The organism is Actinoplanes campanulatus (assembly GCF_014647795.1).
Taxonomy (GTDB): Bacteria; Actinomycetota; Actinomycetes; order Mycobacteriales; family Micromonosporaceae; genus Actinoplanes; species Actinoplanes campanulatus.
In genome coordinates this window covers 967350-990533 of record NZ_BMPW01000001.1, presented here as the reverse complement: position 1 = coordinate 990533, position 23184 = coordinate 967350, and the positions used below count along the sequence as shown (strand labels likewise).

Here is a 23184-nt window from a genome sequence, read left to right as displayed (position 1 = left end):
CGCTCGTCCCCGCTCAGCGTGGAGAGCGGCTTCTCCTTGTTGACCTCTCATTAGCGCATCCGTTCGCTCGCGCAACGTGCGCCCCAGGTGAACTTGCAGTTTGTGCAAAAAGTTAATCGTTGAGCTGGGCCCGCTCGATCTCGGCGAGGGTCGCGGTCCACCACGGGGCGAGCGGCCGGCCGGCCAGCAGGTCGGCGAGCAGCACGGCGGCGTTACGGGCCAGCGCGTCCGGTTTCGGGGGCGGTGTCCCGTCCTCGTCCAGCACCCCGAGCGCGCCGGCCAGCAGCCAGAGCACCACCTGCGGGTCGGCCTGTTCGGGCCAGGACCGGACACAGCTCGCCAGCGTGGCCCGTACGTCGTCGGCGGTGAGCCCGTCCGGATGGCCGTCCTCGAGCAGCAGGCGCACCGCGGTGCCGAGAACCAGGCCGCTCTGCGCCGGATCGAGCCCGGCCAGGGCGGTCACCGCGTCGTCCAGGGCCGTCGAGTCCTTCGCCCGGACCGCGGCGACCGCGGCGGTGGCCGAGGCGGCGATCGGGCGGGCCGGTGCGGGCAGATGCCGCCAGGTATCGGTCATGGAGGCGACCCTACGGCCGGACGGTCACCGGGATCAGCAGCCGGGTGCCGGACAGGTGGACGGTGTGCAGGCAGGGCGCCATGTGCCGGCCCTCGGCCGGATCGCCGGGCGTGCCCAGGTTGCGGGCGAACCGGGGGAACGCGCCGCCGGAGATCTGCAACCGCAGCCGGTGACCGGCCCGGAGCCGGTGGAAGCACGGATCCAGGGTCAGGGTGACCTGCTGGACCTGCCCGGCCGGCGTCGCCGGGTCGAGGCGCAGGTGCTTGTCGGTGATGTTGAACGACCGCCCCCGCTCGTCGACGTCGCAGATCCGGGCGAAGACGTCGCCGTACGGGTTGTCCAGCGCGACCGCCAGCTCCACGACGGGTGAGCCGATCACGTCGACCGCGGTCGGCAGCGGATCGGTGGTGAAGGTCAGCACGTCGGAACGGCGCTCCAGCCGCCGGTTGTCGCGGATCCCGGCCGCCCCGGTCAGGGTGCGCCCGCCGACCGAGGGGGTCGGGTCGGCCGGGTCGTAGGTGAACGCCGCGTTGCCCTCCGGCCGCTCGGGCGCCGCCGTGGTGAGGCCCCGGTCGGCGCGCGGGTGGAAGGCGACCGGCTCGGCCGGCGGCGGCCAGGACGGCATCTCGTGCCAGGCGTCCTGCCCGGTGCGGTAGACCCGGACCGGCTGTCTCCGGGCGGCCGGCCCACCGGCGAGGTGCTGGTCGAGCCAGGCCACGCTCTCCCGGGCGACCAGCCCGGCGGCCCGGGTGGCGACCTGGAAGTGCGTCCACGGGCCGACGGTGAGGGCCACGTCGGCGCCGCGGCCGGCGAGCACGGCGTACTGCTGGAGGGTCTGGTCGAGGAACAGGTCCTGCCAGCCGCCGATCAGCAGCACCGGCACGTCCGCCTTCGCCAGGGCGGCGCCGGCCCGGTACGGCTCCCACCACGGGTCGTCGCCGTCCGGGTGGGACAGCCACTCCCGGTACCAGGGGGCGCGCCCGCGCAGCACCGGCACCGCGGCGTGCGGCAGCGGCAGCCCGGTGAGGCCGGGCGCCACCCGGCGGGGCGCCCACGCCATCCCGAGCAGCCGCCGCAGCCCGCCGCCGTCCTCCTGGTGGGCGATCTGGTCGCTCCAGCCGAGGAAGTCGCCCAGGGTGAACGCCCCGGTGCCCCACACCGCCTCGCGGAAGTCGTGCGGCGCCACGTAGATCACCGCGGCGCACAGCTCGGGCGGCGGGTCCTGCAGGAGCGTCCACTGCGTCCACCCGAGGTAGGAGGCGCCGAGGGTGGCCAGCCGCCCGTCGAACCAGGACTGTCCGCGCAGCCACGCGACGGTGTCCTGACCGTCCTCGGTCTCCTGGGCCATCGGCCGGAACGCGCCGCCGGAGCCGAACGTGCCGCGCACGCTCTGCAACAGCACGTGGTAGCCGCGGGCGGCCAGCAGCCGCCCGTTGAGCGCCGAGGTGGGGAAGCCACGGCCGTACGGCGTACGGATCAGCACCGTCCCCCGGGCGCCGGCGGAATCCGGCGCGAAATGATCACCAATCAGTTCGGTGCCGTCGCGCATCGGCGTGCGTACTTCGGAGATCGAATACGAATGGAGCGCCGGAGCCTGCCCGAGAACCCGGCCGAGAATGCTGTCCACCGTGGAGACCACCATGCCCGCACGATATCCGAATGTGAAAGGTGAATGGCATTCGAGCGCGGCTCGGATGTGCGAATTCCCGAGCATTTCGGCAGACTGCCTCGGGTGGAGGTGGAGCGGAAACTCGGTGGCCGGTATCGGCTGATCAATGAACTCGGCCGCGGCGGCATGGCCGTCGTCTGGCACGCCCTGGACGAGGTGCTGAACCGCCCGGTCGCGGTGAAGGTGCTGGCCGGGCGTTATGCCGGCGACCCCCGGTTCGGGCTGCGGATCCTGCACGAGGCGCGGGCGGCGGCGACCCTCTCGCACCCGAACATCGCGCAGATCTACGACTTCGGGGAATGCGAGGAGAACGGGCAGCCGGTCCCCTATGTGGTGATGGAACTGATCAACGGGCCGACCCTGCAACAGCGGGTGTCGCGCGGCCGCGTGCCACCGCGCACGGTCTTCCGGATCTGCGGCGAGGTGGCCGCCGCGCTGGCCGTCGCGCACGCCGACGGGCTCGTGCACCGGGACGTCAAACTCGCCAACATCATGGTCACCCCGGCCGGCGCCAAGGTGGTGGACTTCGGCATCGCCGCCGTGGCCGGGCCCGCCTCGCCCGAGGACGCCCTGCTCGGCACACCCGCCTACCTGGCGCCGGAACGGCTCACCGGCGGCGCGATCGAGCCCGCCTCGGACGTCTACGCGCTCGGCGTGCTGCTCTACCGGCTGCTCACCGGGGGCGCGCCGTGGAGTGTGGAGACCACCACCCAGATGCTCGAGGCGCACGTCTACCAGGAGCCGCTGCCGCTGCCCGAACTGCCCGGCGTGCCCGCCGAGATCATCGACCTGGTCGGCCGCTGCCTGGCCAAGGATCCGTGGATGCGTCCGGACGCGGCCGAGGTGGCAGGCGTTCTGGGCGACGCCGCCGAGGCCGCGGGCGTGCCGAAGACCGAGGAGGTACGGGGACCCGCACCCGATTCCCAGGACGCCCCCGACGAGGTCACCCGGCGGATCGAGCCACCCGTGGACGAGTGGACGGCGCCCGTCCCACCCGTACCGAAAAGGGGTCTGAAGCGTGCCCGGCTCCTGGCCGGCGCCCTGGCCGCGGTCCTGCTCGCCGCCGTGCCGATGCTGCTCGCCGGGCGCGAGGGTGACCCGGCCGGCGAGCCCGGCGTGGCCGCTCCGCCCGCTGCCTCACCCGGAGTGACCAGAAGTGGTGCCGGCGGCCCGGCCGTCACGCGCCCCGCCGAATCCGCCACCCGGCCCACCAAAGCGGCGGTGAACAGCAGCGTCCCGCTCGTCTGGCCCAGTCTGCCGGCCGGTCCGAACGGATCGGGGAGGCCGTCGAGGCCCGGTCCGCAACCGAGCGTGACCATCACCGAGCCGTCCGGGCCGGCCGAACCGCGGAGCACCCGGCTGGAGTCGCCGGGCGGGTCGGTGGTGGCCCGGTGCGTCCCGGCGGGCGCCGAGCTGCTGGCCTGGGAGCCGCGGCCCGGATTCACCGTGGAGCGGGTCGACCGGGGCCCGTCGCTGACCGCGGTCGTCGTCTTCGCCGGTGGCCTGGCGCGCTTCCGGATGACCGTGACGTGTGTGGGGAACCGGCCGTCCGCCGTGGTGCTGCCGATATAGGACGGGGGATCCCGCGGGCTGCCGGACTGCGTCGGATGTCCGACTAAACTGCGGCGGCACGCTGCGAAGGGACATCGATGACGGCGACCGCACCCACCGACCAGAGCATGCTGACCCGGTTCCGGGCCGCGTTCCGGCTCACCCCGCCGCCACCGCTGGCCGAACCGGCCCCGGCCCCGCCGTCCGTGCTCAACCTGGTGCCGGACCCGGGGTTCCGCGGCGACCCGGCGGCCGTGCCGGTCTCCGCCGGAACGGCGGCCGAGGCCGTCGAGGTGCCCGGCCTGCCCGGCGTGACCGGCCTGCGGGTGACCGGGCTGACCGGCGACGACGACACGTTCGCGGCGCCCGCCGGGATCGTCCTGCGGCCCGGCGGCACCTACACGGCGAGTGTCTCGCTCTTCCTCGCCGAACCGCTCGGCGGCCGGCTGCACCGGTCCGCGCTGCGGCTGGCCGCCGAGTGGACGGCCGACGACGCGGCAGCCGCCGCCCCGGCCCGGTCGGCGCCCGCCCGCAACGAGCACGGGCACCACCGGATCAGCGTGACCTTCACCGTCCCGGCGGGCGCCCGGGACGCGGTCGTCCGGCTGCGCGCCGGCATGGCCGCCGGGCAGGGCGCGGTCGTCTGGTACGACTACGCGGTCACCGAGACCGCCGCCCCGATGCCCCACTTCGACGGCTCGACCCCGGACGACCCCTGGTTCTCCTACGAGTGGACCGGCGAGCCGGGCGCGTCACCGTCACGCCGGACGCTGCTGCCCGCAGCCCATGCCGCCGGCCTGCCCCGGCTCACCGCGGAAGAAGCGGCGTTCCTGCGGTCGTCCGCGGGGGACGACCCGCTGGCGCTCGCCCGGATCGCGCTGGCCGAGGACGACCTGGAGGCCGCCGGCACGGAACTGCGCCGGGTCGTCAAGGCCGGCGATCCGGACGGCGAGGCGGCGTACCGGCTGGGCCTGATCGCGCTGGCCGAGGAGCGCTGGGCGGCGGCCGAGCAGCTGCTGCGCGGCGCGGCGGCGAAGAGCCCGGAGGACTTCGAGCGGGGGTACGCGCTGGCCACCGCGTACGACCGGCTCCGGCGCCGGGACGACAGCCGGCGTGCTTCGGCGGCGGCCCTGGCGCACGACACCAAGCTGCCGTTCGACGGGCCGGCCGTGCTGGACTCCGACGTACCGGCCTTCGGCGCCCGCCGGGAGCTGGGGATCTTCCTGGCCGAGCACCTCGGGCAGATCCGTACGCAGGTGGCGCAGCGGCTGGACCGTCCGGTGCGCAGCCGCTTCGACCAGCCGATCTTCGTCTACTGGGCGCAGGGCTTCGACGCCGCGCCGCCGGTGGTCCGGGCCTGCCTCGCGGCGTTGCGGGCACACAACCCGGGCGTGCACGCGCTGTCCCGGGACGACATCGGCAACTACGTCGACGTGCCGGAGGACCTGGCCGTCGCGCTGAAGGACGACCACGGGCACTTCTCCGAGCTGCTGCGGATGCTGCTGCTGGAGAAGTTCGGCGGGGTCTGGGTGGACGCCACCTGCTTCGTCTCCGAGCCGCTGCGCCCGCACGTCGACCGGGCGCTCGCCAAGGGGAGCGTCTTCGCGTTCGACTACACCGGTCCCTACCTGTCGAACTGGTTCCTGGCCGCCCGTGCCGACAGCTACGTCATGCACCTGTGGCGGGCCGCGTCGTTCCTGTGGTGGGAGAAGCGCGGCGAGCTGATCGACCCGCTGCTGCACCACCACGTCTTCGAGATGCTGTGGCACTCCGACGACCGGTTCCGGGCCGAGTGGGACGCCGGGCTGCGGCTCAACGCTACGCCGCCGCACGCGCTGCGGTCGGTCATGCTGCGGCCGTACGAGCCGGAGATGTTTCAGACGATCATGGAGGGGGCGTTCGCGCACAAGCTGCGCCTGCGTTACGACCCGGGCGAGTTGAGCAGCGAGTCGTATCTGGCCCGGATCATTCGGGGCGACCATTCCTACGGTGCGTGACCGCGCCCTTTCGTGCATTTCTCGGGATTCCCAGGAATTGTCTCCCATAATGGGTCTCACCCGGATCTCTCATCTACCCGGGGTGAGGCGGTCCACCGCCGGAGCACGGCATCCTGCGGAGATCCGTGAGAAGGGAGCCAGCGATGGCAGTGGACACGTTCCTGGTCTATGTCGGGGCGTACTCGAGTGTGGCCCAGGCGCGGGCCGACTACGACGCGGTGAAGGAGCTGCACCGGAAAGCGAACCTGATCGACGCGTACGACGCGGCGGTCATCGAGCGCAAGGCGAACGGCAAGACCGCGATCGTCAAACAGCACGAGACGCCGACCCGGGTGGGCGGTGTGGTGGGCGGCGGCTTCGGTCTGGCCACCGGGCTGGTCGTGGCGCTGTTCCCGTTCGCGGCGATCGGCGGCGGGCTGCTGGCGGCGAGCACGGCCGGGGGCGTGGCCCTCGGGGCGCTGGCCGGTCACGCCGCGGCCGGGCTGAGCCGGCACGACCTCAAGGAACTGGGCGAATACCTGGACGAGGGCCAGGCCGGGCTGGTGGTGATCGCCGTCGCGGACATCGGCTCGAAGGTGGAGCAGGCGATGGCCAACGCCGAGAAGACCGCCACCCGGGAGTTGCAGGCCGACACCGCCGAGATCGAGAAGGACGTCGCCGAGGCCGGGGAGAAGTAATGATCGAGGTTCTGCCGGACCTGCCGGAGACCGTTCTGGGCTTCCGGTTCGCCGGATCGGTGACGCGGGAGGAATACCGTACGGTCTTCCTCCCGCGGACCCGGGCCGCGCTGGGGGAGGGCTGGCGGATCCGCTTGCTGGTGGTCGTCGACGACGACTGCGGGTGGTTCCAGCCCGGGGCGTTCTGGGAGGACCTGAAATTCGGGCTCGGGACGGCCCTGCGGCACCACTCGCTGTGGGAGCGGATCGCACTGGTCTCCGACGCCGAGTGGGTGACCCGTGCGCTGACGGTCTTCGGCCGGACCATCCCCGGCGAGGTGCGCCATTTCCCCCGGGCCGACCTGGCGGCCGCGACGGATTGGCTGGCCGTGCGGCCCGGCCACTGAACCTGTCCCGGCCCGCGCTCATTCCGTCAGCCGGCTGAGCGCGGCGCGGGCCGCGTCCCGCGCCTCGGCGGGGTCGCCTGCCGCGAGCGCCACCTCGGCGGCCCGGGAGCACTGCCGCGCCGTGACCTGACCGAGCTGCGCCCCGACCGGTCGGACCGCCGCCGCGGCCATGGACAGCGACGTGATGCCCAGGCCGAGCAGCACCGCCGCCAGCGCCGGGTCGGCGGCGGCCTCACCGCACACACCGACGGGCTTGCCCGCCCGCTGCCCGGCGCGGGCGGTGATCGCGATCAGCTGGAGCACGGCCGGCTGCCACGGGTCGGTGAGATGCGCCAGCTGGGTGGCCATCCGGTCGGCGGCCATCGTGTACTGGGTCAGGTCGTTGGTGCCGATCGAGAGGAAGTCGACGACGGTCAGGATCCGGTCGGCCAACAGCGCCGCCGAGGGGGTCTCCACCATGACACCGGCGGTCAGGCCGTACCGGCGGACCCGGCCGGCGAAGGTCGCCGCCTCGGCCACGGTGGCGACCATCGGCGCCATCACCCAAGGCCTGGTGCCGGTGACCGCGGCGGCGGCGGCGATGGCCTCGATCTGCCGCTCCAGCATGCTGGGGTCGGTGAAGGACAGCCGCAGCCCGCGGACCCCGAGAGCGGGGTTCTCCTCCGCGGCGGGAGTGGCGTAGGCGATCGGCTTGTCCGACCCCGCGTCGAGGGTACGGACGACGACGTGCCGGTCGGGACCGAACGCGGACAGCACCTCACCGTAGATGGCGGTCTGCTCCGCCACGGTCGGTTCGGTGGTCGTGTTGAGGAAGCACAGTTCGGTACGGAACAGGCCGACGCCCTCCACCGGGGCGGCCGCGGCCTGGCGTGCGGAGGCGCCGTCGGCGACGTTGGCCAGCACCTTGATGCGCTGACCGTCCGAGGTGGCGGCCGGTCCGTTCCAGGACGCCAGGGCGGCGTGCCGGATCCGTTCGGCATCGACCCGGGCGACGGCGCCGGCGGTGTCCGGATTGACCTCGATCGCGCCGGTGATGCCGTTGACGAGGACCGGGGTACCCGGGGCGACGGTGGTGGCTCCGGTGACGCCGACGACGCAGGGCAGGCTGAGCTGACGGGCGATGATCGCGGTGTGGCTGGTGGGGCCGCCCAGTTCGATCACCAGCGCGACCACCCGGGCCGGGTCGAGGCCCGCGGTGTCAGCGGGCGCGAGATCGGAGGCCACCAGGATCGACGGGACGTCGGGCAGCTCCAGGCCGGGTTCGGCGACGCCGACGATGCGGGCCAGCAACCGCTGCTCGATGTCACGCAGGTCGGTGACCCGCTCGGCCATCAGGCCGCCCATCTTCGCGAACAGGTCGGCGAACTGGTTCACGGCGCCGTGCAGGGCGTCGGGCAGATCCACCTCGCCGTCCATCCGCTTCGCCACGGCCGCCCGCAGCCCCTTGTCACGGGCCAGTTCGGCGGTGGCCAGCAGGACCTCCGCGGCGTCCCCGGACGCCTTCGCGGCCCTGTCGGCGAGACTCGCCGCGACTGCGGCCACGGCGCCGTCGAAAAGCTGTAGAGCGTCCCGCGCGGTGCCGGAGAAGCGGTCGCGGAACGCGGTGACCGCCTCCTCGGGGATGCCGGCGACGATGGTGACGACGGGCCCGAAGGCCAGGCCCGGAACCACCGGCGTGCCCTGGAGGATGCCTGCTGTCTCAGCGGAGGCGGACATGGGCCGTCCTTCTGCGACCGAGGTCAGGCGCTCAGGTCCTGAGTGACGAGAGCGGCGATCCTGTCGTGCGCGGACTGCGACGGACTGGAGACCTCGACGGGGTCTCCCAGGGCGGCGCCGAGAGCCATGATGAGCATCGCCGAGCCGGCATCGACCGGATCACCGCCGGGTATCGCCATGGTCACCTCTTCGCCCGTCTCGTTCACGGCGGCGGCGATGATGGCGGCAGGCCGGGCGTGCAGCCCGACGACGGATCCTACGACGACGGTGCTGGTCGGCATGGTGAGTCTTCCTGCACGGATGCCCGCGGACGGGCCAGATGGGTTGGCGGCGGACAGCGCGGTGCCGATCACCACCATCGCCGCCGGCTGAGTGGTGATCAGGCCACGTCGGTGACGGCGACGGTCACCGCCCCGCAACTCCTCGCCCAGGCTCGGATCTGAGTCGTGGACGTCTGGAGTCCCCCAGGCGCTCCAGGCGGCGTGTTGGCCTCTTCCCGCGTAGCCGAGGCAAGGTCGTGTCGACAACTACGCACTGTACTAGTCGAACTACCCTGAATACGTCCCAAATAAGGCATCTATGATGCAACGCAAGATGCACGCATTTATGAGGAATACGTCCCAGACCTGCTAGCCCCACGGCAGGGCCGAAGGGGAAAATGACGAGGCCACCAGGTTCGCGCTTCTCAGCGAACACATGGCGGCCTGGAACTCGTGCCCCCGGCAGGATTCGAACCTGCGCTTTCGCCTCCGGAGGGCGACGCTCTATCCCCTGAGCTACGGGGGCTCAGTGAGGATGAGCCTAGCAGGGCTCCCGAGGCCCCGGCCAATCGGTATCGCGAAAACACGGCGGGCCGCCGGCATGATGCCGGCGGCCCATCGATAAGCGCAGTTCAGGAGGCGGTGTCGAGCCGCTTCTGGAGATCCTGCATGTCGGTCAGGTCGCGCTGCTGGCTGTTGATGGAGAGCTGCGCCGACTCGACGACCTCCGGGTCGTCGCTCAGCTCCACCACCTCCTGGGCCATGTGGATGCCGCCCAGGTGGTGGTTGATCATCAGCTTCATGAAGAGGCGGTCCTCGTCGAGGCCGGTGGCCTCCCGGAGCTGCTTCAGCTCCTCCGGGGTGGCCATGCCGGGCATCAGGCCGTCCTTCACGCTCTCCGCCCCGCCCGGCATCCACGACATGGCCGGCTTCGAACCGGTCGGCTGGAGATTCCACTCGCGCAGCCACGCCTGGAACATGCCGATCTGACCCTGCTGGGTGAGAGCGATGTCGCGGGCCATCATCCGGACCTCGTCGTTGGTCGCGCGGGTGTAGGCGATCATGCCCATCTCCACGGCCTGCGAGTGGTGGGTGGACATGTCCCGTGCGAAGCCGGCCTCCGCGGAGTCGTCGGCCGGCAGGTCCTCGCCGCGGGGGATGAGGAATCCGATCGCGACGCCCAGCAGCAGGCCGGCCACCAGGGTCGCGGGCAGCCAGTAGCCGAAGCGGCGCTTCTCCGTGGACAAGGTCAGCTCTGCGGGACGACGCCGGTGGCCGACACGCCGCCGTCACAGGCCGCGGTCGGGCCCTCGATCGACGCGTTGATCCGCAGCGACTGGATGAACTCGTCGATCCGCGGGTCGTCCACCGAGTCGACCTTCAGCTGGTAGCCCCAGGCCTGGAGGGAGACGTTGCTGCTCAGGCCGGGCACCGGGCTCAGCATGAGCTTCTCCTTGCCCTCGACCCGGTCGGCCAGCTTCTCCACCTGGTCGGAGGGGAGGCCCTGCTTGTAGGTCACCCAGACGGTGCCGTGCTCCATGCTGTGCACCGCGTGCTCGTTCGCGATCGGCTCGGAGTAGACGACGCCGTTGCAGTTCTGCCAGCTCGGGTTGTGCTCACCGGCGACCGGGGGCTGCTGCTCGTACGCCAGCTTGCCGTTCTTGTGCTGGCTGCCCTTCACCAGATCCGGGTTCGACTCGCGGAAGTTGGTGATGCCCGCGATCGCGGCGGCCCGGTCGGCCCACGGCACGGCTTGCTTCTTCTCCTGCTGGATCGATGCGACGACCCCCCAGCCGATGATGCCGACCGCGATCAGGACGACGACGCCGGCGACCGCGATCGGCCCCCAGTTGCGTCCGCCGGCCACCTTGACCGGAGTGACCGGCTTGCGGCCCTTTCCGCCCTTCCCGCCCTTTCCGGCGGGCCGGTTGCCCCCTGGCCGGTTCGCGCCGGACCTCGCCGTCGGCGGCTTGCCCTGGCCAGTGGTCTTGTCGACCTTGACGGTGGACGGGACCCGTTCGGGCCCCGGCGTGCTCATGCTCATCGTGCCTCGTCGATTCGTCTGAATGGGGAGGGGCGGGGCTCGGGTGGCCGCCGAACGACGAAGTCTACCCCCGATAGCATGGTTGAGTGACTCCCGCCAACCTTGCTGACACCGTTCTCTCAGCCGCTCGTGCCATTTTCGAGACGCGTGGACTCGACGTCGGCGCGCTGCCCGCCACGACGACGGTGGAGCGTCCGCGTAACCCCGAGCACGGCGACTACGCCTCGACGCTCGCCCTCCAACTGGGCAAGAAGGTCGGGGTCGCCCCGCGTGAGCTGGCCGCGGCGCTGGCTGAGGAGCTGGGCCGCCGGGACGGCGTCAAATCGGTGGAGATCGCGGGTCCCGGCTTCCTGAACATCCGGCTCGACGCGGCCGCGGCCGGCGTGCTGGCCCGCGACATCGTGCTCGCCGGTTCAGCCTACGGGCGTACCGACCGGCTCGCCGGGGAGCGTGTCAACCTGGAGTTCGTGTCGGCCAACCCGACCGGTCCGGTGCACATCGGCGGGGTCCGCTGGGCCGCCGTGGGCGATGCCCTCTCCCGGGTGCTGCGGACCGCCGGCGCCGACGTCGGCACGGAGTACTACTTCAACGACGCCGGTTCGCAGATCGACCGGTTCGCCCGCTCGCTGCTCGCCGCCGCCAAGGGTGAGGCGGCGCCGGAGGACGGCTACGGCGGCGCCTACATCGCCGAGATCGCGGCCGACGTGGTCAAGGCCGAGCCGGAGGTGCTGTCCCAGGAGCCGGAGGCCGCGCAGGAGACCTTCCGGCGGGTCGGCGTCGAGCTGATGTTCGCCGAGATCAAGAAGTCGCTGACCGAGTTCGGCGTGCACTTCGACACCTACTTCAACGAGAAGGACCTGCACGACCGCGGCGAGCTCCAGGAGGCTCTGGACCGGCTGCGCGAGCAGGGGCACATCTTCGAGCAGGACGGCGCGACCTGGCTGCGCACCACCGACTTCGGTGACGACAAGGACCGGGTGCTGCGCAAGTCCGACGGCGACTGGACGTACTTCGCCGCCGACTGCGCCTACTACCTGGACAAGCGCAAGCGCGGCTTCGAGCGGGTCGTGATCATGCTGGGCGCCGACCACCACGGCTACATCGGCCGGATGAAGGCGATGGCCGCGTGCTTCGGCGACGACCCGGCGAAGAACCTGGAGATCCTGATCGGCCAGATGGTCAACCTGGTCCGTGACGGCGAGCCGGTGCGGATGAGCAAGCGCGCCGGGACGGTGGTCACCCTGGAGGACTTCGTCGAGGCGCTGGGCGTCGACGCCACCCGGTACGCGCTGGCCCGCTACTCCTCGGACTCCCCGATCGACATCGACATCGACCTGTGGACCCGGGCCGGCAACGACAACCCGGTCTACTACGTGCAGTACGTCGCGGCCCGTACCGCGAACGTGGCCCGCAACGGCGCCGACGCCGGGCTCACCCGGGGCGACGCCGCCGACATGAAGCCGGAGCTGCTCAGCCACGAGAAGGAGAACGCCCTCCTGAAGAGCCTGAACGAGTACCCGGACGTCGTCGCCCGCTCGGCGGAGCTGCGGGAGCCGCACCACGTCGCGCGCTACCTGGAGAAGGTCGCCGGCGACTACCACCGGTTCTATGACAAGTGCCGGGTCACTCCGATGGGCGACGAGGAGATCACCGACCTGCACCGCGCCCGGCTGTGGCTCAACGACGCCACTCGTACGGTGATCGCCAACGGGTTGGCCCTCCTCGGGGTCTCCGCGCCGGAGAGGATGTAGAGCATGCGCGCACACGAGGCCGGGGCCCTGCACGGTGACCTCGGCAGCCGCGGGCCGGCCTGGCTGCGTAGCCCGGAGGACGTGAACGCCCTGGTGCCGCAGCTGTGGCCGCGGACCGTGAGCCGTACCGGGGCCGGGTCCCTGGAGATCGGCGGCGTGAACGTCCTCGATCTGGCCGCCGACTACGGCACCCCGGCGTACCTGCTGGACGAGGACGATCTGCGGGCCCGCTGCCGGGACTTCGCGGCCGCCTTCGCCGAGGCCGACGTCTATTACGCCGGCAAGTCGTTCATCTGCAAGGCCGTCGTCCGGATCATCGACGAGGAGGGGCTCTTCCTCGACGTCTGCTCCGGCGGCGAGCTGGCGGTGGCGCTGGCGGCCGGGTTCCCGGCCGAGCGGATCGGCTTCCACGGCAACAACAAGTCGGAGAGCGAGCTGCGCCGGGCCCTGGAGGCCGGGGTGGGCCGGATCATCGTCGACTCGTTCCATGAGATCGACCGCCTGACCGCGCTGGCCGGCGAGCTGAACAAGCGGCCCGGCGTGCTGATCCGGGTGACCGTCGGCGTCGAGGCGCACACCCACGAGTTCATCGCGACCGCGCACGAGGACCAGAAGTTCGGCTTCTCGCTGGCCGGCGGTTCGGCTTTCGCGGCCGCCGCGCAGATCCTCGACGAGGGCGCGCTCGACCTGCGCGGCCTGCACTCGCACATCGGCTCGCAGATCTTCGACACCAGCGGGTTCGAGGTGGCCGCCCGGCGGATCCTGGAGCTCCAGGCGCAGATCCGGGACGCGCGCGGCGTGGAGCTGCCGGAGCTGGACCTCGGCGGTGGGTTCGGCATCGCTTACACCACTCAGGACGACCCGTCCACCCCTGGAGACCTGGCGAAGCGGATCAACAAGATCGTCGAGTCCGAGTGCGAGCTGGCGTCGCTGCGCAAGCCGCACCTGTCGATCGAGCCGGGGCGGGCCATCGTGGGCCCGTCGGTCTTCACGTTGTACGAGGTGGGGACGGTCAAGGACGTCGATGGCATCCGGACCTACGTGAGCGTCGACGGCGGCATGAGCGACAACATCCGGACCGCCCTTTACGACGCCTCCTATTCGGCCACGCTCGCCAATCGCAGCAGCGCCGGGACCCCTATGCTCGCCCGAGTGGTGGGAAAACATTGTGAGTCCGGGGACATCGTCGTGAAGGATGAATTCCTGCCCGCCGACGTGCAGCCCGGAGATCTTATTGCGGTCCCCGGGACCGGCGCCTACTGCCGGAGTATGGCCAGCAACTACAACCACGTTCCTCGGCCACCCGTGGTGGCGGTGCGCGACGGCGCGGCACGCGTCATCGTGCGGCGGGAGACCGAGGACGACCTGCTTGCATTGGATGTTGGATGAGCCCCGCCAAATCGGTCCGCCTCGCCCTGCTGGGGTGCGGCATCGTCGGTTCCGAGGTCGTCCGTCTGCTGCACGAGCAGCAGGAGGACCTGACCGCCCGGATCGGCGCCCCTCTGGAAATCGCCGGCATCGCGGTGCGGCGCCCCGGCCGTGAGCGCGGCGACCTGCCGGTCGACCCGTCGCTGTTCACGACCGACGCCCTCGGCCTGATCAAGCGCGACGACGTGGATGTGGTCATCGAGGTCGTCGGCGGCATCGAGCCCGCCCGGACCTGGCTGGTCGAGGCGCTCCGGGCCGGCAAGAGCGTCATCACGGCCAACAAGGCGCTGCTCGCCGAGGACGGCGGCGCGCTGCACGACGCCGCCGCCGAGGGCGGCGCCGATCTCTACTACGAGGCGTCGGTGGCCGGGGCGATCCCACTGCTGCGCCCGCTGCGCGAGTCGCTGCACGGCGACCGGGTGACCGCGGTCACCGGCATCGTGAACGGCACGACCAACTTCATCCTCTCCTCGATGGCCGCCACCGGCGCGGGCTTCAACGAGGCCCTGGAGGAGGCCACCGAGCTGGGGTACGCGGAAGCCGACCCGACCGCGGACGTCGAGGGCTTCGACGCCGCCGCCAAGGCCGCCATCCTCGCCTCCCTGGCGTTCCACACTCGGGTCACCGCCGCCGACGTGTTCCGTGAGGGCATGACCGCGGTGACCGCCGGCGACATGGCCAGCGCCAAGGAGATGGGCTGCACGATCAAGCTGCTCTGCATCGCGCAGCGCGGCGCCGATTCGGTGAGCGTCCGGGTGCATCCGGCGATGATCCCGCTCAGCCACCCGCTGGCCGGCGTCGGCGACGCCTTCAACGCGGTGTTCGTGGAGACCGAGGCGGCCGGGCCGCTGATGTTCTACGGCCGCGGCGCGGGTGGCCGCCCGACCGCCAGCGCGGTCCTCGGCGACATCGTGGCGGCGGCCCGCAACCGGCTGACCGGGGCCCGGGCGCCGAGCGAGAGCAACTACGCCAAGCTGACGGTCCGCCCGATCGGCGAGTCGCTCACCCGCTACCACATCAGCCTGGACGTGGCCGAGAAGCCGGGCGTCCTGGCCAGCGTGGCCGGGGTGTTCGCCCAGCACGAGGTGTCCATCGCGACGGTCCGCCAGTCCGGCCGGGCGGACGACGCGAAGCTGGTGATCGTCACCCACAGCGCGCCCGACGCGGCCCTCGCCGCGACCGTGGACTCACTGTCCCGGCTGGACATCGTCCGGTCGATCGCCAGCGTGCTGCGTGTCGAGGGAGGGGCCGGCTGATGCTGGACCACGTCGGGTTCCAATGCGCCGATCTGTCGCGCAGCGCCGCCTTCTACGACGCCGTGCTGGCGCCGCTGGGCGGCCGCCGGCTGATGGACTTCAAGGTCGCGATCGGGTATGGGTCGGACCACGCGGATTTCTGGATCGGTGAGTTCAACGAGGGCGAGGGCTTCCGCGAGAGCCACATCGCCTTCGCGGCGGCCGACCGGCCCGCGGTCGACGCCTTCTTCCGGGCCGCGGTCGAGGCCGGGGCCGAGGTGCTGCACGAGCCGGGCCTGCACCCGGAGTACCACGAGCACTACTACGGCGCCTTCGTCCGCGACCCGGACGGGAACAACGTCGAGGCTGTCTGTCACCGTCCTGAATAATGGCCGGAAATTCTCGAAGATTGACACGCGAGTGAGGAGAACGGCCATGTGGCGGGGCTTGATCGAGGCGTACCGGGACCGGCTGCCGGTCACCGACGCCACCCCGGTGGTCTCGTTGCACGAGGGGAACACCCCGCTGGTGCCGGCGCCGGTGCTGTCCCAGCGCACGGGCGCCGACGTCTACCTCAAGGTGGAGGGCGCCAACCCGACCGGTTCGTTCAAGGACCGGGGCATGACGATGGCCGTGTCGAAGGCCGTCGAGGAGGGCGCCAAGGCGATCATCTGCGCCTCGACCGGCAACACCAGCGCCTCCGCCGCGGCGTACGCGGCCCGCGCCGGCATCACCTGCGCGGTGCTCGTGCCGCAGGGAAAGATCGCGCTGGGCAAGCTGGCCCAGGCGCTCGTGCACGGCGCCCGGCTGCTCCAGGTGGACGGCAACTTCGACGACTGCCTGGCGCTCGCCTCGAAGCTGTCCCTGGACTACCCGGTCGCGCTGGTCAACTCGGTGAACATCTTCCGGCTGCACGGCCAGAAGACGGCCGCCTTCGAGATCATCGAGGCGCTCGGGGACGCTCCGGACATCCACTGCCTCCCGGTCGGCAACGCCGGCAACATCTCCGCCTACTGGATGGGCTACCAGGAGGACAAGGAGGCCGGAAACTCGACGAGGCTGCCGAAGATGTACGGCTTCCAGGCCTCCGGCGCCGCCCCGATCGTGAACGGCAAGGTGGTCGAGAACCCGTCAACCATCGCCACCGCGATCCGGATCGGGAACCCGGCCAGCTGGACCAAGGCGCTGGACGCACGGGACTCCTCGGGCGGCCTGATCTCGGCGGTCACCGACCGGGACATCCTGAACGCGTACCGCCTGCTGGCCCGCGAGGTGGGTGTCTTCGTCGAACTGGGCAGCGCCGCCAGCGTGGCCGGTCTGCTCCAGCAGGCGGAGGCCGGGAAGATCCCGGTCGGCTCCCGGGTGGTCTGCACGGTGACCGGGCATGGCCTCAAGGACCCGGAGTGGGCGATCTCCACCGCCCCGTCGCCGACCGTCATCGCGAACGACGCGCTGATCGCGGCGAAGGCGCTGGACCTGGCCTAATCCTCAGGCTCAGGCTCAGGCTCCGGGGGCGGGCACGCGGCGGCCTCCCGGAGCAGGAGCTCCATGGCTTGAGCGACGATCGCGAGCTCCTCGGCTGAGAGACGGCTGAGGAGCTCGCGCTGTTTCGTGGCGCCCGCCGTGATGATGCCATCGATGAGCTCGGTGCCCGCCCTGGTCAGCCCGATCCGGCGAACCCGCCGATCGTGCACGTCCTCCGTGCGCGTGACCAGCTCCTGCACGACCAGCCGGTCGATCATGCCGCTGAGCGCGGCCGCTCCCACACCGACCATCCGGGCCAGCTCGCCGCCGGCGATCGTGCCGTGCCGGGCCAGCAGCAGCATGATCTTCAGCTGCGACATGGTCAGGTGCGAGGAGAAGAGCGGATCCGACCGATCTCCGGCGAACAGATGCTCCAACCGGATCTGCGCGCCCATGATGTCCGCGATGAGCTGCTCTTTCTCGCCCACCGCGCGCTCCTCTTGTGACGTGCTGATGGCCGGTACGGGACCGTCCGACCTCGGACGGTACCAGTGGAACCCCGGCGAAAACCATTTGTTCGCGTCATGCAAACTATCAGTATCGACCGAACCTTTCTCGGGGGAGCCCCCATGTCAGCACTGACACGGCTTAGCCTTGCCAACCGAGGTCTCGTCGCCCTGATCGCAATCGTGATCAGCGGCTTCGGGCTCTACGCCATCCCGTCCCTCAAGCAGCAGCTCTTCCCCTCGATCGAGCTGCCCGCCGCGTTCGTGAGCGCGGTCCTGCCCGGAGCCTCGCCGGAAGCGGTCGAGGAACAGGTGACCAAGCCGATCGAGGACGCGGTCAAGGGCATCGACGGCATCGACAGCGTGACCTCGACCTCGCGCGAGAACGTGTCCAGCGTGGTCGTGCTCTTCGAGTTCGGTACGGACATCGAGTCCGCCGTCAACCAGGTCACCACCTCGGTGAACCGGATCCAGCAGCAGCTGCCGGAGAACGTCGACCCGACCGTCTTCGCGGGCGGCACCGACGACATCCCGGCGATCGTGCTGGCCGCCTCGTCCGGTGACAAGGACGAGGCCGAGCTGCTCGCCGCGCTCAACGAGACCGTGGTGCCCGAGCTCAACGGCATCGAGGGTGTCCGCGACACCCAGGTCACCGGCGCCCGCGCCCTGGAAGTGGTGATCACTCCGGACATGGCGAAGATGGGCGCCGCCGGGGTCAGCCCCGCCTCGCTCACCACCGTGCTCCAGGCCAACGGCGTCTCCATCCCGGCCGGCACCGTGGTCGAGGGCGACAAGTCGCTGACCGTGCAGGTGGGCACCCCGATCACCACCGTCGACCAGCTCAAGGACGTCTACCTGACCGGCTCGCGCGGGCCGGTGCGGCTCGGTGACGTGGCCGCCGTGGAGAGCAAGCTGCCGCCCGCGGAGTCGTACACCCGGACCGACGGGGTGAACAGCCTCGGCATCGCGGTCACCGCGCGGCCGGACGGCAACCCGGTGGACATCTCGCACGAGGTCCGGGACATGCTGCTCGACCTGGAGAAGGCTTCCGGCGCGACGCTGACCGTCATCACCGACCAGGCGCCGTACGTGGAGCGCTCGATCGAAAGCCTCACCACCGAGGGCCTGCTCGGCCTGCTGATGGCGGTCGTGGTCATCCTGATCTTCCTGATGAGCGTCCGGTCCACCCTGGTGACCGCGGTGTCCATCCCGCTGTCCGTGCTGATCGCGCTGATCGCGCTCTGGGTCGGCGACTACACCCTCAACCTGCTCACCCTGGGCGCGCTGACCATCGCGATCGGCCGGGTCGTGGACGACTCGATCGTCGTCCTGGAGAACATCAAACGCCATCTCGAGTACGGCGAGGAGAAGGTCCACGCCATCCTCACGGCGGTTCGTGAGGTGGCCGGGGCGGTGGTCGCCTCGACCCTCACCACGGTCGCCGTGTTCGCCCCGATCGCCCTGGTGGGCGGCCTGGTCGGGCAGATCTTCTCGTCCTTCGCGATTACCGTGACGGTGGCCCTGCTGGCCTCCCTCGTGGTGTCGCTGACGATCGTGCCGGTGCTGGCGTACTGGTTCCTCAAGCCGCCGCCGGCCGGCGCCGACACCGAGGCGATCCGCAAGGCCGCCGAGGAGAAGGAGCTGCGCAGCCCGCTCCAGCGTGGTTACCTGCCGGTGATCCGGTTCGCCACCACGAAGCGCTGGACCACGGTGCTCATCGGCATCGCGGTGCTGCTCGGCACGTTCGCCCTGAGCACCCGGCTGGAGACCAACTTCCTCGACGAGTCGGGGCAGGACAGCATCACGATCAGCCAGGAGATGCCGGCCGGCACCAGCCTGGCGGCCACCGACGAGGCGGCCAAGCAGGTCGAGGCGATCCTCGCGGACCAGGACGGCGTCAAGACGTACCAGGTGACCGTCGGCGGCAGCTCCGCCAACCCGTTCGCGGGTGGCGGCGGCGCCGGCACCGCCACCTACAACGTGGCGCTGGAGGAGGACGCGGACGCCGCGGAGATCTCCGACGAGTTGGACCGGAAGTTCGACGGGCTGTCCGGCGCCGGTGAGGTCAAGATCGGTCAGGAAGGCGCCGGTCTCGGCAGCAGCCAGCTGTCGGTCTCGGTGACCGCCCCCGACAACGAGGCCCTGACCACGGCCACCGAGCAGGTCCGTACGGCGATGACCGGGGTGGCCGGGGTCGCCGACGTCGACACCTCGCTCGCCGAGAGCGTGCCGCGTCTCGACGTGGTGGTGGACCGCAAGGCCGCCGCGCAGGTGGGTCTCACCGAGGCGCAGATCGCCCAGAACGTGGCGGCGCTGTTCCAGTCCGCCCCGGCCGGCCAGATCAACGTCGACGGCACCACCCAGGACGTGGTGATCTCGTTCGGCACGGCGCCCGCCGACCCGGCCGCACTGCGCGCCGTTCCGCTCACCACCCCGCGCGGCGTGGTCCCGCTGGACCAGGTCGCCGACGTCAAGCAGGTGGACGGCGCGGTCGAGATCAACCGGGTGGACGGCAGCCGTACCGTCACCGTGACCGGCGCGGTCACCGGCGACAACCTCACCCAGATCAACCAGGACCTGACCGCCGCGCTGGAGGAGCTCGACCTGCCGGCCGGCGCCGAGTGGGCCGTCGGTGGCGTCAGCGCCGACCAGGAGGAGGCGTTCGGGCAGCTCGGCCTGGCCGTGCTCGCCGCCATCGCGATCGTCTTCGTGATCATGGTGGCCACCTTCCGGAGCCTGATCCAGCCGGTGATCCTGCTGGTGTCCATCCCGTTCGCGGCGACCGGCGCGATCATCCTGCTGCTGATCACCGGCACCGCGCTCGGCGTGCCGGCCCTGATCGGTGTGCTCATGCTGGTCGGCATCGTGGTGACGAACGCCATCGTGCTGATGGACCTGATCAACCACTACCGGGCCGCCGGGTACGGCGTACAGGAGGCGGTGATCGAGGGTGGCCGGCACCGGCTGCGCCCGATCCTGATGACCGCGATCGCCACCATCTTCGCGCTCATCCCGATGGCGCTCGGCCTCACCGGCGAGGGCGGCTTCATCTCCCAGCCGCTGGCCATCGTGGTGATCGGCGGCCTGGTCAGCTCGACCCTGCTGACCCTGATCCTGGTGCCGACCCTCTACACCATGGTGGAGAACCGGAAGGAGAAGAGCCGGGCCAAGCGGCAGGCGAAGCGGCTGATCAAGGGACAGGTCGCCGGTGAGCCGAAGCACGCCGCCGACAAGCCCGTCGACGACCTGGTGCCGGCCGGTGTGGCGCCGGACTCCAGCGGCGGCGCGCACGAGGCGCCGGAGGCGGGTGGGAAGTCCGCGCTGCGCGGCCTGACCGACCAGTTCGAGGTGCTGAAGATGCCGCGGAAGCCGGCGAACCCGGCCGAGTAGGCGAGATCCGAACCGATGCCCGGCCCGCCGCGGCCGGGCATCGGCGTATCTACACTTCGGTACGTGCCAGCAGACTTCTCGGTCCTTACCCGCAACCGTGACTTCCGCCGGCTGTTCGCCGCTGAGCTGGTGGTCTTCGGAGCGGACTGGTTCGTCATGGTGCCGCTGCTGGTGCTGCTGCCGGAGCTGACCGGCGGTGGCCTGATGGGCGCTCTGGTGCTGGCCGTGGACACCGGCATCCTGGCGCTGCTGCTGCCCTTCACCGGCACGGTCGCCGACCGGGTGGACCGCCGCCGGATCCTGATCATCGCGAACGCCGCGGCCTTCCTGTCGGTGCTGCTGCTGTTCGCGGTGCGTTCCGCGGCGACCGCCCCGCTCGCCCTGGTGGCGGTCGGGGCCATCGCGGTGTCGAAGGCGTTCTACTCCCCGGCCGCGTCGGCCGCCCTGCCCAACCTGGTGGACCCCGCCGACCTGCCGGCCGCGAACACCATCGCCGGCTCCGCGTGGGGCACCATGACCGTGGTGGGCGCTTCCCTCGGCGGCGTGGTGAGCAGCGTCTTCAGTCCGTACGCCTGCTTTGCCGTGACCGCCGTCTGCCTGCTCACCGGAAGCCTGCTGACCGCCCTGATCCGGCGTCCGATGCAGGCGCCGCGCAGCGGCGACGGCGAGCCGGCCCGGGTCCTGACCGCCCTGCTCGAGTCGCTGCGCCACATCGCCCTGCGCCCCCGCCTGCGGGCGCTCGTGACGGTGAAGTCGGCGGTTGGCCTGGGCAACGGGGTGCTGACCGTGTTCCCGCTGATCGCGGCGGCGCACGGGGCCGGGGCGCTGGGCACCGGCCTGCTGTTCGCGCTGCGCGGCCTGGGCGCCCTGATCGGGCCGCTGGTGATGCGCCCGGTGCTGACCCGCCCGTCCTGGCTGCTGCCCGGTCTGGCCGTGTCCATGGGCCTGTACGGCGTCGGCTACCTGGGTGTCGCCTTCGCGCCGTGGTTCCCGCTCACGCTGGCCCTGGTCTTCGTGGCGCATTTCGCCGGCGGCAGCAACTGGGTGCTGTCCAACTTCGCGCTCCAGGGCGAGGTGCCCGACGAGTTGCGCGGCCGGGTCTTCGCCACCGACATGATGCTGGCGACGGTCGCCATCGCGGTGAGCCAGCTGGCCGCGGGCGCCGTCATCGACCGTGTCGACCAGCAGTGGATCATCGCGGGGTGCGCGTCGATCACCCTCACCTATGCGATCGGGTGGCGGCTGGCCACCCGCCGGCTCCGCCCGTCCACCGAGCCGACATTCGCCGATCACCGGGACCGTGAGCCGCCCCCGAAATGATCAGCGCCTAGCATGTGGCGATGGGTTTGTCCTTCGTCACCGAACCGGTCTTCGTCAGCACGCCGGCGACCAGCGCCAACCTCGGCCCCGGCTTCGACGCCCTGGGCCTGGCGCTGACGCTGTACGACGACCTGACCGCCCGGGTAACCGGCGACTCCTACACGGTCACGGTGTACGGCGAGGGCGCGGGCGAGTTGCCGACCGGCCCCGACCACCTGGTGGTGCGGGCCATGCTGGCGACCTTCGACGAGGCCGGCGAGCGGCCGCCGGGCGTCGCCGTCGAGTGCGTCAACCGGATCCCGCAGGCCCGTGGCATGGGCAGCTCCTCGGCGGCCATCGTGGGCGGCGTGCAGCTGGCCCGCGGACTGATCAAAGGCGGTCTCGAGCTGATCGACGACGCGGCCGCGCTGCGGATCGCGGCCCGTCTCGAGGGCCACCCGGACAACGTGGCGCCCTGCCTGCTCGGTGGCTTCACCGTCGCGTGGACCGAGCCGGACGGCGCCCGTGCCGTCACTCTGACCCCGGCCGCCGGTGTGCGCCCCACCGTTTTCATCCCCTCCGAGTTGGGGTATACGGCGTCCGCGCGCGCCGCGCTGCCGCCGGAGGTCCCGCACCACGACGCGTCGTTCAACGCGGGGCGGGCCGCCCTGCTCACGCACGCGCTCACCACGGATCCGTCCCTGCTGTTCCCGGCCACCGAGGACCGGCTGCATCAGGACTACCGCGCTCCGGGGATGCCGGGATCGGCGTCCCTGGTGGCGGCCCTCCGGGCGGCCGGGGTGGCCGCCGTGGTCAGTGGAGCCGGCCCGACCGTGCTCGCGTTGACCCAGGTCCCGGCCGATTTCGCGCCGGGTGCGCACTGGCACAGCGAAGTGCTGGGCGTGGATGACGCCGGTGCTCGTGTGAAAGGGGGTATGGTGGAACACGCCGAGCGGGGCCCTGTTGCCGCAGGTCGCACGAGTTGACTACGCTCAAGACCTAGCACAGCCGCGAAGCAAGCGATCTCTGCGGTTCGGCGCACCCCCGAGGTTTCTGGCCTACGGCCTTTCTCAACTCTCATCAAGGCAAACGCCGGGCAGCATCCATAGATCGCTGCACTCGCCGAGACCTACCCGTCAAGCCCTGACGGGCAGGGATACCGGTCGAGCTGCCGTGCTGCACTAACTCCCGCGCCGCTGTTGCGAAGCGGGTTCCGAGGGCACCCGGCCCAGGCTGC

Annotated in this window: 19 protein-coding genes and 1 tRNA gene; 12 read left to right on the top strand and 8 right to left on the bottom strand. The window is 71.3% G+C overall.

From position 1 onward, the window contains the following. Positions 1 to 112: 112 nt before the first annotated feature. Entirely contained in the window at positions 113 to 574 is a 462-nt protein-coding gene (locus tag IEZ13_RS04375) for a hypothetical protein (protein ID WP_183216856.1), read from the bottom strand. A gap of 10 nt (positions 575 to 584) precedes the next feature. Further along, positions 585 to 2216, bottom strand: coding sequence for a CocE/NonD family hydrolase (locus tag IEZ13_RS04370; RefSeq protein ID WP_183216854.1), 1632 nt, complete (start codon positions 2214 to 2216; stop codon positions 585 to 587). Between the two features lie 90 nt (positions 2217 to 2306). Between IEZ13_RS04370 and IEZ13_RS04365 the strand changes: the two genes are divergently transcribed. From IEZ13_RS04365 to IEZ13_RS04350, 4 genes are all read left to right on the top strand, one after another. Then, positions 2307 to 3815 carry a serine/threonine-protein kinase gene (locus IEZ13_RS04365; RefSeq protein ID WP_229794431.1) on the top strand — a complete coding sequence of 503 codons (1509 nt, stop codon included), beginning with the start codon at positions 2307 to 2309 and terminating at the stop codon, positions 3813 to 3815. 77 nt (positions 3816 to 3892) lie between these two features. Further along, positions 3893 to 5791, top strand: a complete 1899-nt coding sequence (locus tag IEZ13_RS04360) for a capsular polysaccharide synthesis protein (protein ID WP_183216850.1) — start codon at positions 3893 to 3895, stop codon at positions 5789 to 5791. A 143-nt stretch (positions 5792 to 5934) separates the two neighbouring features. Beyond that, positions 5935 to 6468 carry a hypothetical protein gene (locus IEZ13_RS04355; RefSeq protein ID WP_183216848.1) on the top strand — a complete coding sequence of 178 codons (534 nt, stop codon included), beginning with the start codon at positions 5935 to 5937 and terminating at the stop codon, positions 6466 to 6468. After that, on the top strand, positions 6468 to 6854 hold the full coding sequence (locus IEZ13_RS04350; protein ID WP_183216846.1) for a SpoIIAA family protein: 387 nt from the start codon (positions 6468 to 6470) through the stop codon (positions 6852 to 6854). Before IEZ13_RS04355 ends, IEZ13_RS04350 begins: the two co-directional genes overlap by 1 nt. Positions 6855 to 6872: 18 nt before the next feature. Here the strand turns inward: IEZ13_RS04350 and ptsP are convergent, their stop codons facing one another. The 5 genes from ptsP to IEZ13_RS04325 all read right to left on the bottom strand — a co-directional run bounded on the left by ptsP (position 6873) and on the right by IEZ13_RS04325 (position 10874). Then, complete coding sequence (gene ptsP, locus IEZ13_RS04345) at positions 6873 to 8570, bottom strand: phosphoenolpyruvate--protein phosphotransferase (RefSeq protein WP_183216845.1); 1698 nt, start codon at positions 8568 to 8570, stop codon at positions 6873 to 6875. A 23-nt stretch (positions 8571 to 8593) separates the two neighbouring features. Next, entirely contained in the window at positions 8594 to 8851 is a 258-nt protein-coding gene (locus IEZ13_RS04340) for an HPr family phosphocarrier protein (protein ID WP_183216843.1), read from the bottom strand. Positions 8852 to 9284: 433 nt separating this feature from the next. Beyond that, a tRNA-Arg gene (locus IEZ13_RS04335) sits at positions 9285 to 9356 on the bottom strand. Positions 9357 to 9462: 106 nt separating this feature from the next. Next, the gene (locus tag IEZ13_RS04330) at positions 9463 to 10077 is read right to left on the bottom strand and encodes a DUF305 domain-containing protein (protein WP_183216841.1); all 615 of its coding nucleotides are present in this window, start codon (positions 10075 to 10077) and stop codon (positions 9463 to 9465) included. A 2-nt stretch (positions 10078 to 10079) separates the two neighbouring features. Continuing rightward, positions 10080 to 10874, bottom strand: a complete 795-nt coding sequence (locus tag IEZ13_RS04325) for a DUF3105 domain-containing protein (RefSeq protein ID WP_183216839.1) — start codon at positions 10872 to 10874, stop codon at positions 10080 to 10082. Between the two features lie 86 nt (positions 10875 to 10960). On the opposite strand from IEZ13_RS04325, the gene argS reads away from it, so the two are divergent. The 5 genes from argS to thrC are packed head-to-tail and all read left to right on the top strand — an operon-like array spanning position 10961 to position 16773. Continuing rightward, positions 10961 to 12625 carry an arginine--tRNA ligase gene (gene argS, locus IEZ13_RS04320; RefSeq protein ID WP_183216837.1) on the top strand — a complete coding sequence of 555 codons (1665 nt, stop codon included), beginning with the start codon at positions 10961 to 10963 and terminating at the stop codon, positions 12623 to 12625. A 3-nt stretch (positions 12626 to 12628) separates the two neighbouring features. Further along, positions 12629 to 14014 (top strand): diaminopimelate decarboxylase, encoded by a 1386-nt coding sequence (lysA, locus tag IEZ13_RS04315; protein WP_183216835.1) that lies wholly within the window; start codon positions 12629 to 12631, stop codon positions 14012 to 14014. Then, positions 14011 to 15309, top strand: a complete 1299-nt coding sequence (locus IEZ13_RS04310; RefSeq protein ID WP_183216833.1) for a homoserine dehydrogenase — start codon at positions 14011 to 14013, stop codon at positions 15307 to 15309. The genes lysA and IEZ13_RS04310 overlap by 4 nt, the downstream gene beginning before the upstream one ends. Beyond that, on the top strand, positions 15309 to 15677 hold the full coding sequence (locus IEZ13_RS04305; RefSeq protein ID WP_183216831.1) for a VOC family protein: 369 nt from the start codon (positions 15309 to 15311) through the stop codon (positions 15675 to 15677). Before IEZ13_RS04310 ends, IEZ13_RS04305 begins: the two co-directional genes overlap by 1 nt. Before the next feature lie 46 nt (positions 15678 to 15723). Further along, on the top strand, positions 15724 to 16773 hold the full coding sequence (gene thrC / locus IEZ13_RS04300; protein ID WP_183216829.1) for a threonine synthase: 1050 nt from the start codon (positions 15724 to 15726) through the stop codon (positions 16771 to 16773). Here thrC and IEZ13_RS04295 read toward each other — a convergent pair. Next, positions 16770 to 17342, bottom strand: coding sequence for a MarR family winged helix-turn-helix transcriptional regulator (locus IEZ13_RS04295; RefSeq protein WP_229794430.1), 573 nt, complete (start codon positions 17340 to 17342; stop codon positions 16770 to 16772). The genes thrC and IEZ13_RS04295 overlap by 4 nt on opposite strands. 39 nt (positions 17343 to 17381) lie before the next feature. On the opposite strand from IEZ13_RS04295, the gene IEZ13_RS04290 reads away from it, so the two are divergent. From IEZ13_RS04290 to thrB, 3 genes are all read left to right on the top strand, one after another. Then, positions 17382 to 20648 (top strand): efflux RND transporter permease subunit, encoded by a 3267-nt coding sequence (locus IEZ13_RS04290; protein ID WP_183216828.1) that lies wholly within the window; start codon positions 17382 to 17384, stop codon positions 20646 to 20648. Between the two features lie 63 nt (positions 20649 to 20711). After that, the gene (locus tag IEZ13_RS04285; protein WP_183216826.1) at positions 20712 to 21968 is read left to right on the top strand and encodes an MFS transporter; all 1257 of its coding nucleotides are present in this window, start codon (positions 20712 to 20714) and stop codon (positions 21966 to 21968) included. 20 nt (positions 21969 to 21988) lie between these two features. Next, complete coding sequence (gene thrB / locus IEZ13_RS04280) at positions 21989 to 22933, top strand: homoserine kinase (protein ID WP_183216824.1); 945 nt, start codon at positions 21989 to 21991, stop codon at positions 22931 to 22933. Positions 22934 to 23184: the final 251 nt, after the last annotated feature.